General features: G+C 53.6%; 12 protein-coding genes. All 12 read left to right on the top strand.

Annotated features, from left to right (window positions below; all coding sequences use genetic code 11):
- The first annotated feature begins 182 nt into the window (after positions 1-182).
- The 12 genes from PRIO_RS31450 to PRIO_RS31400 all read left to right on the top strand — a co-directional run bounded on the left by PRIO_RS31450 (position 183) and on the right by PRIO_RS31400 (position 14,992).
- Positions 183-1,109, top strand: coding sequence for a M15 family metallopeptidase (locus PRIO_RS31450; protein WP_020426543.1), 927 nt, complete (start codon positions 183-185; stop codon positions 1,107-1,109).
- A 616-nt stretch (positions 1,110-1,725) separates the two neighbouring features.
- Positions 1,726-3,018, top strand: coding sequence for a group II intron reverse transcriptase/maturase (ltrA, locus tag PRIO_RS31445; protein ID WP_020425999.1), 1,293 nt, complete (start codon positions 1,726-1,728; stop codon positions 3,016-3,018).
- Positions 3,019-3,476: 458 nt separating this feature from the next.
- Positions 3,477-3,620, top strand: a complete 144-nt coding sequence (locus PRIO_RS36330; protein ID WP_167345687.1) for a hypothetical protein — start codon at positions 3,477-3,479, stop codon at positions 3,618-3,620.
- A 61-nt stretch (positions 3,621-3,681) separates the two neighbouring features.
- Positions 3,682-3,879 carry a hypothetical protein gene (locus PRIO_RS35825; protein WP_144412144.1) on the top strand — a complete coding sequence of 66 codons (198 nt, stop codon included), beginning with the start codon at positions 3,682-3,684 and terminating at the stop codon, positions 3,877-3,879.
- Positions 3,880-4,081: 202 nt separating this feature from the next.
- Positions 4,082-5,653 (top strand): FAD-dependent oxidoreductase, encoded by a 1,572-nt coding sequence (locus PRIO_RS31435; RefSeq protein WP_020426108.1) that lies wholly within the window; start codon positions 4,082-4,084, stop codon positions 5,651-5,653.
- A 186-nt stretch (positions 5,654-5,839) separates the two neighbouring features.
- Positions 5,840-6,178 (top strand): DUF3243 domain-containing protein, encoded by a 339-nt coding sequence (locus PRIO_RS31430; protein WP_020426107.1) that lies wholly within the window; start codon positions 5,840-5,842, stop codon positions 6,176-6,178.
- A 162-nt stretch (positions 6,179-6,340) separates the two neighbouring features.
- Entirely contained in the window at positions 6,341-7,366 is a 1,026-nt protein-coding gene (locus PRIO_RS31425; protein WP_020426106.1) for an LLM class flavin-dependent oxidoreductase, read from the top strand.
- A 112-nt stretch (positions 7,367-7,478) separates the two neighbouring features.
- Complete coding sequence (locus tag PRIO_RS31420) at positions 7,479-7,955, top strand: glutathione peroxidase (RefSeq protein ID WP_020426105.1); 477 nt, start codon at positions 7,479-7,481, stop codon at positions 7,953-7,955.
- Between the two features lie 232 nt (positions 7,956-8,187).
- Entirely contained in the window at positions 8,188-9,828 is a 1,641-nt protein-coding gene (locus PRIO_RS31415) for a formate--tetrahydrofolate ligase (RefSeq protein ID WP_020426104.1), read from the top strand.
- A 324-nt stretch (positions 9,829-10,152) separates the two neighbouring features.
- Positions 10,153-11,517, top strand: coding sequence for an FAD-dependent oxidoreductase (locus PRIO_RS31410; RefSeq protein ID WP_020426103.1), 1,365 nt, complete (start codon positions 10,153-10,155; stop codon positions 11,515-11,517).
- Between the two features lie 265 nt (positions 11,518-11,782).
- On the top strand, positions 11,783-12,610 hold the full coding sequence (locus PRIO_RS31405) for a formate/nitrite transporter family protein (protein WP_020426102.1): 828 nt from the start codon (positions 11,783-11,785) through the stop codon (positions 12,608-12,610).
- Between the two features lie 276 nt (positions 12,611-12,886).
- Positions 12,887-14,992 (top strand): molybdopterin-containing oxidoreductase family protein, encoded by a 2,106-nt coding sequence (locus PRIO_RS31400; RefSeq protein ID WP_020426101.1) that lies wholly within the window; start codon positions 12,887-12,889, stop codon positions 14,990-14,992.
- Positions 14,993-15,084 lie beyond the last annotated feature (92 nt).

Raw genomic sequence — 15,084 nt, 5'->3', positions numbered from 1 at the left:
CGCAAAGCTTGTCTATAATATAACTTGAACTTCAGATGTCATAGAGTATTGCCTATAGCGAATAGGGTGCGGGTGTTTCGGGTTCTAAGCGGGTAAACGAAGCCGGAGCCAAATTTCCGTCTGTGCATTTATCGGCTGCTTGTCTGGAGCATTCATTAACTTTCTGGGAGGAAACACAGGATATGTCTAAGACTGCTAAAATCGTCATTTTACTCATTATTGTAGTTGCTGTAGGCTGGGGGATAGGCAAATATAACTCGCCGTCGCCTTCGGCTTCACAGGAGGAGGGAGCCTCCGCAAGCGCGGGTGGTGAGCTTCAGGGACAGCCAGGCTCCGCACCGGAGCCTTCAGCCGTGGCCAGCGGCGCTCCAGAGGGATCAGACACGGCCACTGGAGATGGGGCTTCTGCCGAGCCGGATAATTCCGGCAATGAGGCGGCCGTGAAGCCTTCGCCAACGCCAGCGGATAAGCCCTCTGATCCGGACAGCTCCGGTTCAGCCGATCCGGCAGCAGAGCTTACCGCTGCCGAACCAGATAGTGTGGCTGCTATGATCAATAAGCAGTACAAGCTGCCGGATGGCTATAAGCCGGCTGATCTGGTCTATCCTGACGTGCCGTTTATTTTCTCGGATAAGATTGAGAAACGGATGCTGCGGAAGACTGCTGCTGATGCACTGGAGAAAATGTTCGCAGGTGCACTGAAAGACGGCGTACATCTGGCCGGGGTTTCCGGCTACCGTTCCGAGGCTACTCAGACCCGGCTGTTTAATAACTATGTCAAAAGAGACGGTGAAGAGAAAGCCCGTACCTATAGCGCCGTGCCTGGACACAGCGAGCATCAGACAGGGCTGGCGATCGACCTGTCCGGGACGGATGGCAAATGCGCGGCAGAAACCTGCTTTGCCGGAACAGAGGAAGCCAACTGGCTGGCAGCTCACGCGGCTGAGTATGGCTTCATTATCCGCTACCCTGAGGGCAAACAGGCGATCACCGGGTATATGTATGAGCCTTGGCATGTCCGCTATGTAGGAAAAGATATTGCTGCCTCCATCGCGGAGCGGGGCATTACGCTGGAAGAGTACTATGATGCTGTTCCGGTATCCAAATAATAAGTCTGCTGAATCATTAAAGCACTGCAAAGCACTGCAATTCCCCGAAAGGTGGAGGGCAGTGCTTTTTTATTGTATTAGGGCGTGCCCAGAAAGCACGTATCTTCTAGCCGGTGAAAGTCCGGTCACGGGAGGGGCCAAGCCCCCGTGTAGCTGGGATGCCTGCGTACGGCGAAATCTGTGCGTAGAAGCGCATCGACAAAAGTCCGGTCAGAGACAGGGCGAGCAACCTGCTAGGCCGTAACATGAAGTGAATCCTGCCGCGTCGTCACAAAGGCCCCGCAAGGGGGGAGAGAGGAAGTCGAGCCTCGCCTATACGGGTGAAGACCACGGAAGCTGCAGAGAACTTGGAACGGCAGTGAAGAATCCTCCGGCGTATGGGGATCGGCATGGAAGGAAAGAAGACGCAGTGAACTGGGGAGACCCTCCCCCACACGGGAGGAATTTTTTTTTTAGAAACCCGTAAAGAGACGCTCTATAAGTCCAAAAGATGAAATGAACCGTCTGTGGGAAGGGAGTCCGAGGGGCTCATAATACCGAAGAACCTAAGGACAACATAACCTTAGGGAGGGAAGGAGCCCTGCTTTGTTTATGCTTTTGGAGGAGGTACGAGTGAGTGAATGCCAAAGGGCTAACGACACCAAAGGAAAAAGTTCAAGAACTCCAAGAAAAGCTAGGTCATGCGGCCAAGGAGAACAAGAAGCGTAAATTTCATGCGCTGTATGACAAGGTCTACCGCCCGGATGTGCTGTGTGAAGCCTGGAAACGGGTGAAAGCGAATAAGGGAGCAGCAGGAGTAGATGCCGTGACGCTCGCAGACATCGAGGAACGAGGAGAAACGAACTTCCTTAAGACCTGTGAGCGAGAATTGAAAGAAGGCAGCTACCATCCGCAGCCTGTGCGGCGGCACTATATCCCAAAGAAAGACGGGAAGCCAAGGCCGCTGGGCATACCCACCGTGCGCGACCGAGTCATACAGATGGCAACCAAACTCGTGATTGAGCCCATCTTCGAAGCAGACTTCGAAGAAGTATCCTTCGGATTTCGCCCGAAGCGAAGTGCGAAAGGAGCGCTGGAACGAATCCGGAAAGCCTGCAACCGCAAAGGAAATTGGGTAGTCGACGTCGATATCCAAGGTTACTTCGACAACATTAATCAAGAGAAGCTCATGAAACTGGTACAGATGCGTATCAATGACAGGAGAATCTTGAAGTTAATACGGAAATGGCTTCAGGCGGGAGTTATGGAAGAAGGAAACGTGAGGCGTTCCGATTTAGGGACACCACAAGGTGGCGTCATCTCACCGCTGTTGGCGAATATCTACTTGAACTACTTTGACCGGCTATGGGAGAAACACGGAAGTGGATTGGGGGAACTGACCAGGTATGCAGACGATTTCGTCGTAGTCTGTAAAACGAAAAAGGACGCCGAACATGCCTATGAGCTCATAAGCAGAATCATGGAACGTCTGGAGTTAACTCTACATCCGACCAAAACCCGCATTGTAGGCCTGTGGACAGGAGACGAAGGATTCGACTTTTTAGGAATGCACCATCGAAAAACGAAAGCAGAAACTTCCCAAGGGAAGGTATATTACACCACACAGCAATGGCTAACGAAAAAGGCAGAGGAGCGCATCCGAGGCGTGGTCAAAGAAAGATTAGCCCCTCCGAGCATGCGCTCAAGAACGTTGGCGGAACAGGTGGAATGGCTCAATCCAAAGATTCAAGGATGGAGAAATTATTACTACACGAACTACAGCCAAAAGAGATTAGCGAAACTGGATTGGTATATTTTGCAAAGATTAACCCGGTGGTACGCGAAGAAGAGACAACGCGGGAGATGGATGAGGTCCAGGTCAGAAGTTAAATATTTGACCATCCAATATGGACTAAAAACGCTATTGTAATCTGCATGCCCATGAATGACGAACATCGGAAAGCCGTATGAGGGAAAACCTCACGTACGGTTTGATGAGGAGGGGCTGGGTTGCACCAGCCCTTTACTCTAGAAATATACAGTGTAAAAAAGTGCGGATATCTTGGCAGCCTCACAGGATATAAGCGATGCAGAAGGATTGGGCTCCATCAGCGAACTGAAGCGGACAGAGGAGCCCTTATTTTGCCCAAAAGCTTACTTTTTCAGCAGTTACGGACTAAGGAGGCGTTATATCGTTCGATCGAGCCTGGAATCAAGGGGAAAGGGATCAAATAAGGGTATCTCAGTCCGTCCCTACTGCGGAATAGCCAAATCTTCTATCCATAACGGCTTTCCTGTCCGTAACGGCTGCGGATCGATCGTGAAGGAGTACAACGATCCGTCTTTAGCATGCCCCCGTTTATTTTGGAGCGGTGGGGAATCCCTGAAATGAGAGGTAAAAGTACCTTTGATTTGGCCAGAAGTGGGCAATTGAGTGAAATGAGAGGTAAAAGTACCTTTGTTTCGGCCAGAAGCGGGCAACTGAGTGAAATGAGAGGTAAAAGTACCTTTGATTCGGCTAGAAATGGGTAACTAAGTGAAATGAAAGGTAAAAATACCTTTGATTTGGCCGAGAAGCGGGCGACTGAGTGAAATGAGAGGTAAAAGTACCTTTGATTCGGCCAGAAGCGGGCGACTGAGTGAAATGAGAGGTAAAAGTACCTTTGATTCGGCCAGAAGCGGGCGACTGAGTGAAATGAGAGGTAAAAGTACCTTTGATTTAGCCAGAAGCGGGCAATTGAGTGAAATGAGAGGTAAAAATACCTTTGATTCTGCCGAGAAGCGGGGCTAGTGCGGTTTGTGGTTCTAACAAGGCCACTGGACCTCTGCTATACATCGCCCAAACCTCTATTGTTCCTTTTTTTCGGTTACCTGAGAATTTTAAGTTGTAAAATCATCTCTAAAAATTACATATAAGTAAAGGCAGGGGGAAACAGTGCTTATTTTGTTCAGTTGCAGTACTTATTTTGTTCAATTATGGAGGAGATAATGAAATGACGAAACAGATTCAGGCAGATGTAATCATTATCGGCGGTGGAACCGGAGGCTGTGCGGCCGCTCTTGGTGCTGCAAGGTCAGGACGGTCGGTGGTGATGACCGAGGCCTATGAATGGATTGGCGGACAGCTCACCAGCCAGGTGGTGCCTCCTGATGAGAACCGCTGGATTGAACAGTTTGGCTGTACGGCAAGCTACCGGACTTACCGGAATGCAGTACGCGACTATTACCGCAGATTCTTCCCGCTCACGGAGCAGGCGCGCGCCCGGGCGGGGTTCAATCCCGGAAATGCCTGGGTCAGCCGTCTCTCACATGAACCGCGCACCGCACTGGCGGTGCTCCGGGATATGCTGGCCCCCTATGTGCACAGCGGGCGGCTGCAGATATGGACCGGATATAAGCCCGTGCAGGCCGAGACAGACGGGGATGAGGTGATTTCAGTAACGGTGTGCGGGCAGGATGGAGATAGGCTGGTGCTGACAGGCAGCTATTTTTTGGATGCAACCGAGGAAGGGGATGTGCTGCCGCTTGCAGGCGTGGAGTACGTAACCGGCGCAGAATCCGTTGCCGAGACCGGGGAGAGACACGCGCTTGCGGGTCCGGCGAATCCCCGGGATATCCAGGCGTTCACGCATTGCCTGGCGCTCGACTATAACGAGGGTGAAGATTATACGATTGCCAAGCCGCGGGAATATGACTTCTGGAAGAACTATCAGGCTGATTTCTGGCCGGCTCCACAGCTGAGCTGGACCGTTCCTTCCCCCTCAACGCTTGCGCCTGTGACCTATGTGCTTTTGCCGGAGGAGGGGGCAAATCCGCTGTTTACTTACCGGAGATTGGCGGACCGCAATAATTTTCAGCCCGGGACCTACAAGACGGACCTCAGCGTGGTCAACTGGCCGCAGAATGACTACTGGCTCGGACCGATTGTTGACGTTGCTCCGGAGGAAAGGCACCGCCATCTGGAGAGAGCGAAGCAGCTCAGTCTTTCCCTGTTGTATTGGATGCAGACAGAGGCTCCCCGCAAAGATGGCGGCATAGGTTACCCTGGCCTTCGTCCGCGGCCGGATGCGACGGGAGCGCCGCATGGACTTGCACAGGCTCCGTATATCCGTGAAGGACGCCGTATCCGCGCGGAATATACGATTCTGGAGCAGCATCTCAGCCCGGCCGGCCGTCCCGGCGGCAAAGCCGAGAAATACCCGGATACTGTTGGCATCGGCAGCTACCGGATTGATCTTCATCCCAGCACGGCGCTGCGGACCTTCATCGACATTCCTTCGCTGCCGTTCCAGATCCCGCTGGGGGCGCTGATCCCGGTTCGGGTGAACAACCTGATCGCTGCTGCCAAAAACATTGGGACCACGCATATCACCAATGGCTGCTACCGGCTTCACCCGGTGGAATGGAACATTGGAGAGGCTGCAGGCATGCTGGCGGCCTATTGTCTGGATAACGGGACTACTCCCCGTGGGGTGCGAAATTCCCCGCAACAGCTGAGCAGCTTCCAGACCCGCCTGCGCAATAACGGGTTTGAGCTGGAATGGCCGTCTATTGGTGCGGTCTAGGCAGGGTCAGGGCGTGCATAATCGGTATGATGAATCAGGATACCGAAGAGATCTTCTGCGGGCAGGCTACGGCAGTCCGTGCAGGTGTGTCTTACAGCTGCAGCCGCCGGTTCTGATGGTTCATCTCCCCGGCCCCTGGTTAAGTAGTGGGAAACCATGAAATTACCAGTGAGAGGGGAGCTTCAGATGTCCGAACATAATCATGTGGTGAACAAGGATGGAAATGTGACGATGGCTAAAGTGAGTGACGCCCTTGACCGGATAGAGCCCGAACAAAAAGACGTTATCCTGAAGAATTTCGAAGATTTCAGATCTTATCTCAGAAAGCGTATCCAATTGGCGCAAAAAATTGGGTTGGGCGAAGAACAGCTGGCCGCAGCGGCGGAGAAAATCGCCGACTATTTGGCCGCGCATGAGGAACCTCGCAACAGCGAGGAGAAGCTGCTGCTGGAGCTGTGGAAGGTCGGCAGCAAGGAAGAGCGCCAACGGCTGGCGCATATGCTGGTTAAGCTGGCCCGGAATTGAATAGAGCTGTTTTGCGCTAGCGCTTATCTAAAGTGCATAGGCTGGACAAAGATCCTTCTTCGGGTGGCTGGGGGAGGATTTTTTGCCGTAAAGAAGGCAGAGCAGGAAATGCCAGGTACCCGAATGTTATAATGGGGAGAAAATTGACTTGGAGATGCGCTGATGATGAAATTAAGCATACTGGATCAATCGCCGGTCTCGGAGGGCAGCACGCCGGCGGAGGCTTTGGCTGAAACCGCAAGTCTAGCCATAGAGGCGGACCGGCTGGGCTATCACCGCTTCTGGGTCTCCGAGCATCATGCGGCACGCGGGCTGGCCGGTTCGAGCCCTGAGGTGCTTATGGCACATCTGGCTGCGGTAACCTCAAGAATCCGCATCGGTTCGGGAGCTGTGCTGCTTCCCCATTACAGCGCGTATAAAGTGGCCGAGAACTTTCGCGTTCTCGAAGCCCTGTACCCCGGCCGGATCGATCTTGGGCTGGGCAGAGCTGCAGGAGGCGGGGCGCTCGCCGCAAGAGCGCTCCAGGAGAACCGGACCGGCGGCAGCGCTGAGCTGTACGAATTGCAGATTCAAGATCTGCTCAGCTATCTGTATGGCGCTCCGGATCAGTCGCACCGTTTTGCCGGGCTGGAGACCAGCCCGCAGATCAGCACTGCGCCGGAGCTCTGGCTGCTCGGGTCCAGCAGGGAAAGTGCTGCCCTTGCCGCCAGACTGGGGACCGGCTATGCATACGCCAGGTTTATTAACAGTGCAGGGGGCAGCATGGCGGTCCGCTCTTTCCGGAGCAGCTTCCGCCCGTCTCCTGCAGCTTCTGCGCCCCAGGCGCTGGTATCGGTGTTTGCCGTATGCGCCGAGACTTCCGCAGAAGCGGACCGGCTGGCTGCCAGTATGGATTTGTCCCTGGTTCAGCTGGAGAAGGGCCATGTCTCGACAGGCACGCCTTCTGTGGAGACGGCACTGGGCTACAAGTATACGCCGTATGACCGGTTCCGGATCGAGGATAACCGCCGGCGAATGGTACTTGGATCACCGGACGAAGTGCGGCGGCAGTTTACAGCGCTCATGGAGGAATACCAGTGTGAGGAAATTATGTTCGCTACGCTTATGCACCGCTATGAGGACAAGCTGAGATCCTTGCGGCTGATAGCCGAAGTCTGCGGATTGCGCGGAGGGGCCGGGGTGAATTAGCCGCAGCCACGGTGCCGTGAATTTTGGATTTCTGCGGCAATGAGTTAAGATGAAGAATGGCTGGACAGCGCATCGCCGTTAGAAAAATCCACGGATGAAGGGGAGAAGCAGGATGTCTATTTACAGTTTTGCAGGCGTGAAGCCTTCGGGTGCAGAGGTGCCTTTCAAGGATTATGAAGGCAAGGTGCTGCTGATTGCCAACACGGCCAGCAAATGCGGACTTACACCACAGTACGGGGATTTGCAGAAGCTGTATGAGCAGTACGGCGACAAGGGACTTGTGGTATTGGGTTTTCCCTGCAACCAGTTTGCCGGACAGGAGCCGGGCACCAGTGAAGAAGCAGAGGAGTTCTGCCAGATTAATTATGGCGTTACGTTCCCCATTTTTGCCAAAGTGGATGTGAACGGGCCGGATGCCAGTCTGCTTTTTCAATACTTGAAGGGCCAGCAGCCGGGAGAAGGCGGGAGCAGTGACATTCAGTGGAACTTCACGAAGTTCCTCGTCGACCGGAGCGGCAACGTGGTAGCCCGTGTGGAACCAAAGGAATCACCTGAAAGCATGAAGGAACAGATAGAAGCATTGCTTTAGAACAATTAAGGAGACGGCGAAGCCGTTTCTGTGTGCCGACTTAACTTGAGTTTTCCTCCCGAATAGCGGCCTTTGCCGGGTTTGGGAGGATTTTTCGTATGGGGATCTATGAAAATTATCCTTGACGCTTTTCAGGGACACTGTATCCTTTGAAGAGGAATGTAGATCTTGGAGAAGTGCATAGAGTGAATGGTGAAGCAGGATAATAACGGCAGGAGGGTTTTAAAACGGCATGAGGTTAATTACAGAGGTGGCATCGGCAGCAGGAATTCATGAGGAGCATCTGGAGCTGTACGGCAAATATAAAAGCAAGCTGTCGCCATCCCTTTGGGATGAGCTTAAGCACAATCAGGACGGAAAGCTGGTGCTGGTCACCGCGATGAATCCGACTCCGGCCGGCGAAGGCAAAACGCTGACGACCATCGGACTGTCCCAGGCGCTGAATGCAGCGGGGGTTAAGACCGTAGCGGCGCTGCGCGAGCCTTCGCTTGGTCCGACCTTAGGAATGAAAGGCGGAGCCACTGGCGGTGGCAAGGCGCAGATTGTTCCGGCGGATGAGATCAACCTGCATTTTACAGGCGATATACATGCGGTAACTTCGGCGCATAATCTGCTGTCGGCCATGATCGACAATCATCTTTTTCAGGGCAACCTTCTCGGATTGGACCCTCAGCGCATTGTTTGGAAACGTGTAATGGATATGAATGACCGCAGCCTGCGCAGCATTGTGACGGGTCTCGGCGATGGCAACGGTACGGTGCGGGAGAGCGGTTTCCAGATTACAACTGCCTCCGAGATTATGGCGGTGCTGTGCCTGTGCGACGGTCTTGCCGATCTCAAAAAACGCCTCAGCCGCATGCTGGTCGGATATGACCAGTCGGGCCAGCCGGTCACGGCAAAGGATATCGGGGCAGTGGAAGCCATGACTGCGCTGCTGAAGGAAGCTGTGAAGCCCAATCTGGTGCAGACACTGGAGGGGACACCGGTAATTGTGCATGGCGGGCCTTTTGCTAATATCGCCCATGGCTGCAGCAGTGTAATCGGTACCCGTTATGCGCTGAAGCTGGGTGATGTGGTGGTGACGGAAGCAGGCTTCGGGGCGGATCTCGGCGCAGAGAAGTTCATGGATATCAAATGCCGTCAAGCCGGGCTTACTCCCGCCGCTGCCGTGCTGGTGGTGACCGTGAAATCGCTGAAATACAACGGCGGTGTGCGCAAAGATGAGTTGCATCAGACGAACCAGGCCGCCCTGCTCTCCGGCATTTCCAACATGGAGCGCCATATTGAGAATTTGGGCAAATTCGGCGTTCCGGTGCTGGTGGCGCTTAATCACTTCGAAGGAGATGCCCCCTCGGAGATTAACGATGTCCTGGAGGCCTGCCGCCGTCTCGGCGTACCCGCAGCCGTTTCCAGGGTATGGGCGGAAGGCGGCGCCGGAGGGCTGGAGCTTGCCATGGAGCTGAAGAAGCTCTTGGAGCAGGGAGAAGGCCAACCCGCGGCATTTGCTCCCTTGTATGAGGACAATCTGGACATCCCGGCCAAAATCAAAAAAATCGTCACCGAAATTTACCGTGGCGCTGAGGTGGCCTTCTCGCCGGCAGCAAAGCGCAGCCTGGGCATGATTGAGAAGCTTGGCCTCCACCAGCTTCAGGTCTGCATGGCTAAGACTCCGTACTCCTTCTCGGACCAGCCAAGACTGCTGGGAGCCCCCGAGGGCTTCACTATGGGTGTCCGCGATATTACGTTGTCGCTGGGCGCAGGCTTCGCTGTAGTCATCACCGGCAATATCGTTACGATGCCTGGACTCCCGGCCCAACCGGCGGCAGAAGGCATTCAGGTAGACCTGGACGGTGTCATTAACGGTTTAGAGTAACTAGGTTATATAAATTCACAGGCTTAAGCCCCCGTATTTCTGCGACTGATGCAGAGGTAAGGGGGCTTTGCTGCGTCTGCGTTGAAGGTTCCCTGCTCCTTCCTGCTGTACAGCAGACATAATGTACCCGTTCCGGGGAAAACTAATGCAGCTGCAGGGTGGACCTGAAGGACTAAAATCCGCAAAAGTTGTGAACGTTGTGAGAAAAATCACAAAAAGGCTTGTAATGTGAGAAAAATCACAATATAATCAACTCATAAAGTGAAATAAATCACAACTATAGAGAAAATAAATGAATGCCCACATTTGGAGGAGGAAGAAACCATGAAAGTAGCAGTCATTGGATGTACCCATGCCGGAACCGCCGCAATTGTTAACACCGCCCAGCTTTATCCTGAAGCCGAGATTACAGTATATGAACGCAATGATAATATTTCTTTCCTGTCGTGCGGGATCGCGCTTTATGTAGGGGGAGTAATCAAGGACCCGCAGGGGCTGTTCTATTCTTCGCCGGAAAAGCTGGCTGAGCTTGGTGTCAAGACGAACATGCGCCATGAAGTTACCCGGATCGATACGGACCGCAAAACCCTGCGTGCCCGCAATCTGGCAACAGGCCAGGAATTCGATGACTCCTATGACAAGCTGATTATGACCACCGGCTCATGGCCAATTGTTCCGAAGCTGGAGGGCATGGAGCTTGACGGTATCCTCCTGTCGAAGAACTACAGCCATTCCAACACCATCATCGAAAGAGCACAGCAGGTGGACAGAATCACTGTTGTCGGCGCCGGATATATCGGAGTCGAGCTGGTAGAAGCTTTTCAAATGAACGGCAAGCAGGTTACGCTGATCGATGGCGAGGATCGTATCCTGAGCAAATACCTGGATGAAGAATTCACTGCACCTATTCAAAAATCACTGGAGGATCACGGAATCACTCTGGCGCTTGGCGAGAAGGTCAGCTCTTTTGCAGGAGAGAACGGTAAAGTAACCAAGGTCATTACCAGCAAAGGCGAGCATGAGACAGACCTGGTGATCCTCTGCATCGGATTCCGTCCGAATACCGAGCTGCTGAAGGGCAAAGTGGATATGCTTCCTAACGGTGCAATTATCGTCAACGACTACATGCAGACCAGCCTTCCGGATATCTATGCTGCGGGCGACAGCTGCGCAATTCACTATAATCCGACCGGCAAAAATGCTTACATCCCCCTGGCAACCAACGCAGTGCGCATGGGAACGCTGGTAGCCCGGAATCTGGTGTCACCAACCATTGCCTACATGGGCACACAGGGCACTTCGGGGATCAAAATTTATGAAGACAATATCGCCGGAACCGGGCTGACGGAAGATGCGGCCAAAGCGGAAGGCATGGATATTGAAAGTGTCCTGCTGACCGACAACTACCGTCCTGAATTTATGCCAACCTTTGAGCAGGTGCAGTTAAAGGTGGTATATGACCGCCTGACCCGCCGCATACTCGGCGCTCAGATTATGTCCAAGATGGATCTGACGCAGTCGATCAATACCGTGTCGGTATGCATACAAAATAAAATGACAGTAGACCAGCTGGCATTTATCGATTTCTTCTTCCAGCCGAATTACAACAAACCATGGAATTTCCTGAATAGCGCAGGCCTTCAGGCCTTACCCGCAACAGTTCCCCATAAAGAAACTGTAACGGTCTAACCCTGCAGCCTGCCCCATAACCGGAGCCGAATGAAGGCTCCGGTTTTTTGATGCGCCCCGGCACAAATGTATCTTTTTGGCGGACTGGCCGCTTCCACTTGAATAAAAACATTCCGCATTGGATACTTTTGTGGTAAATTTGACATGTCAGTGAAAAGTTTCACTTAGTTTTTACATAAGTGATTTTTATCACGTAATTGTCTTAGTCGACACGCTACAATGACATAAAGGAACAAATTTTAAGTATTAAAAGGGGATAGGAATCATGGCTTATAACAAACCGCAGGGGATTGCCGAAGTCACGGTGGAGAACGGAATTAAGAAAGCACATAATCCGCTCAGCACTGTACTTATTCTTGGCTTCTTGGGGGGAGCGTTTATCGCGCTCGGATTTTTGCTGGACATTCGCGTAATTGCAGGCGCACCGAAGGAATGGGGCTCCATTGCGAATTTTATCGGGGCTTCCGTATTCCCGGTAGGTCTGATCATGGTGCTGCTGGCCGGAGGGGAACTGCTGACAGGCAATATGATGGCGGTGCCGCTGGCATTTATGTCCAAGAAGATTTCATTCTGGGAAACGATTAAGAACCTGGTGCTGATTACCATCAGTAACTTCGCAGGCGCCTTGTTCGTCGCATATTTCTTCGGCCACGTTGTCGGCCTCACCGCAGACGGCGTGTATCTGGATAAACTGGTGGATATGGCCGGACACAAGATCGATGCCACCTTTTTGCAGGCGTTTGTTTCCGGTATCGGTTGTAACTGGCTCGTTGCTCTGGCCGTATGGCTCTCTTACGGAGCGGATAACTTCAGCGGTAAAATCCTCGGAATCTGGTTTCCGACCATGGCCTTTGTAGCCATCGGCTTCCAGCACGTTGTAGCCAACATGTTCCTTATCCCTGCTGCCATATTTGAAGGACATTTCACCTGGTCCCAGTACTTCAGCAATTTTGTCCCGGTCTGGCTCGGGAACCTCACAGGCGGTGCAATCTTCGTGGCATTCGCTTACTGGATGGCTTACCTGCGCAAAGCGCCGGCGGCTGTTCAACCGGTGGAAGGCATTTCTGCTGCCGGTGTAAAAAAACACGCATAACCTCCTGGCCTGCCCAGGTCTGGCGGACCATCAGCACTCTCCGGAAATCTCCGGGGGGTGTTTTTTTTGTTATTCCGGCTACAACAAAATTCGCCGTGCATATCCGACTCGGGGGAACGAAATCGGGCTCACGGCGAATTCATAGGGAGTGTTTCATATGCTCTATTACCCAGGCATACTTGGAACGAATCAGTTTGTTCCCGCCTATTTTCTTTACGTGGAGCAAATGCGGTTATAGAATATACATATTCAAGCCGCAAAGGAGGACTGCAGCCCATGAGTTACAGCGGAGATGGGGTTTTCCCGGCGGTATGCCCGCTGGATTGCCCCGACACATGCGGACTTCTAGTGCATAAGCAGAATGGCAAAATCATTAAAGTGGAGGGCAACCCCGAGCATCCGGTGACTAAAGGGGCGATCTGCAACAAGGTGCGGCATATGGCCGAACGGGTGCATCATCCCGAGCGGCTGCTGCAGCCCCTTCGCCGTACAGGGCCGAAGGGAAGCGGTTCTTTCACGCCGATCAGCTGGGAAGAGGCCATAGGCGAAATTACCGGGCGTTTTAAGGAGCTGTCGGCGGATTACGGGCCGGAGAGCATCCTTCCCTACAGTTTCTACGGAAATATGGGGGTGCTCAGCGTTGACGGGATGGACCGGCGGTTTTTTAATGCGCTTGGTGCAAGCCGTTTGGAGCAGAGCATCTGCAACGCTGCCGGCAGCGCAGGCTGGAAATATACAATGGGCTTCAACGGCGGGACCAGCCCTGAGGATACGGTGAACGCCGACCTGATCATCGTCTGGGGCGGCAATATTGTCAGCACGAGCATGCATCAGGTCGTCTATGCCGAGCAGGCCCGCAAACGGGGGGCGAAGGTAGTTGTAATCGATGTGCACCGCAACCGCACGGCCCAGTGGGCGGACTGGTTCCTGCCGCTGTATCCCGGCACGGATACAGCGCTCGCGCTCGGGCTGATGCATATCCTGTTCCGTGACGGAATGACGGATGACGCTTTTCTTGAGCGTTATACAATCGGCCATGAGGAATTACGCAGCCATGTGCTCGCCTACCCGCCCGAGCGGGTCGCGGAGATCACAGGCATTGCGGCAGCGGATATCGAGAAGCTGGCCAAGCTGTATGGGGAAGCCAAGGTCTCGCATATCCACATCGGCAACGGCCTCCAGCATCACGATAACGGCGGCATGAATGTGCGCACGATCGCCTGTCTTCCGGCACTTACCGGTGCCTGGCTGAAGACCGGCGGCGGAGCGATCAAGGGGAACGGCGGCTATAGCTCCACGAATGACCGGGCACTGACCCGCCCTGATCTGCGCCCGAACCGCCGGACACGTACAATTAATATGAACCGGATCGGTGAAGCGCTGGAGCTGAAGGAGCAGCCGGTGATGGGGATGTTCGTCTACTGCAGCAATCCTGTGGTGGTAGCCCCCGATGCGGAGCGGGTACGCAAGGGATTTGCCCGCGAGGATTTGTTCACGGTTGTGCATGATCTGTTCATGACCGACACGGCTCTCTATGCCGACATCGTGCTGCCGGCAACATCCACGTTTGAGAATGTGGATCTGTATACTTCCTATTGGCATCACTATATCCAGCTTCAGGAGCCTGTGCTGGATGCGCCCGGGGAATGCAAGAGCAATGTGGAGGTCTTCTCGCTGCTTGGCAAGGCGATGGGCTTGGATGCGGAGGCGTTCAGCGAGTCCCCATATGATATGATCCGTCAGGCGCTGGATTATCCGCGCAACCCTTATCTGAACGGGGTAACGCTGGAGCGGCTGACAGCCGAGCGGTTCGTGAAGCTGGATATGTCGCCGCAAGCGGATTATCTGGACAACCTGCCGACTCCCTCCGGCAAAATCGAGCTGTATTCAAAAGCTATGGAGCTGGCAGGACTGCCGCCACTGCCGACATACACGCCGCTTAAGGAAGGCTATGACGGTCAGCAGCGGCCGCAGCCTGGAACGGCGTACCCGCTCATGTTCGTTTCACCGCCGAACCATAATTTCCTGAACTCCACCTTCTCCAATGTGGAGAAGCACCAGCGGATGGAGAAGCGGCCGACACTGCAGATTCACCCCGAAGATGCTGCGGTGAGGGGAATCGGGGAAGGCGACGGGCTCACCGTATATAACGGCAGAGGCAGTATCGAGCTGTGGGCGATGGTAACGGACAAGATGCTGCCCGGCACTGTCATCAGCCAAGGTCTGTGGTGGGAAGGCAAAGGACACAAACAGAGAGTCAATGTGTTGACGCCGGACCGGCTCGCCGATATGGGGAACGGGGCGACTTTTTTCTCAACTACTGTAGAAGTGAAGCGTAGGGAAGAAACACAGTCCAACGGAGAATCTGTTGGGTTTAAATGATGTGTTTTATTTGAGTGACGCGATAAAGCGTCAATTCATATGCTTGCCCTTGACCCTGTTTTAGGCTGATACTGGATGAATTAATGACTCAT

It is taken from the genome of Paenibacillus riograndensis SBR5 (assembly GCF_000981585.1).
Taxonomy (GTDB): domain Bacteria; phylum Bacillota; class Bacilli; order Paenibacillales; family Paenibacillaceae; genus Paenibacillus_AQ; species Paenibacillus_AQ riograndensis.
The sequence above is the reverse complement of the archived record's forward strand: the minus strand, read 5'-3'. Positions and strand labels throughout refer to the sequence as shown.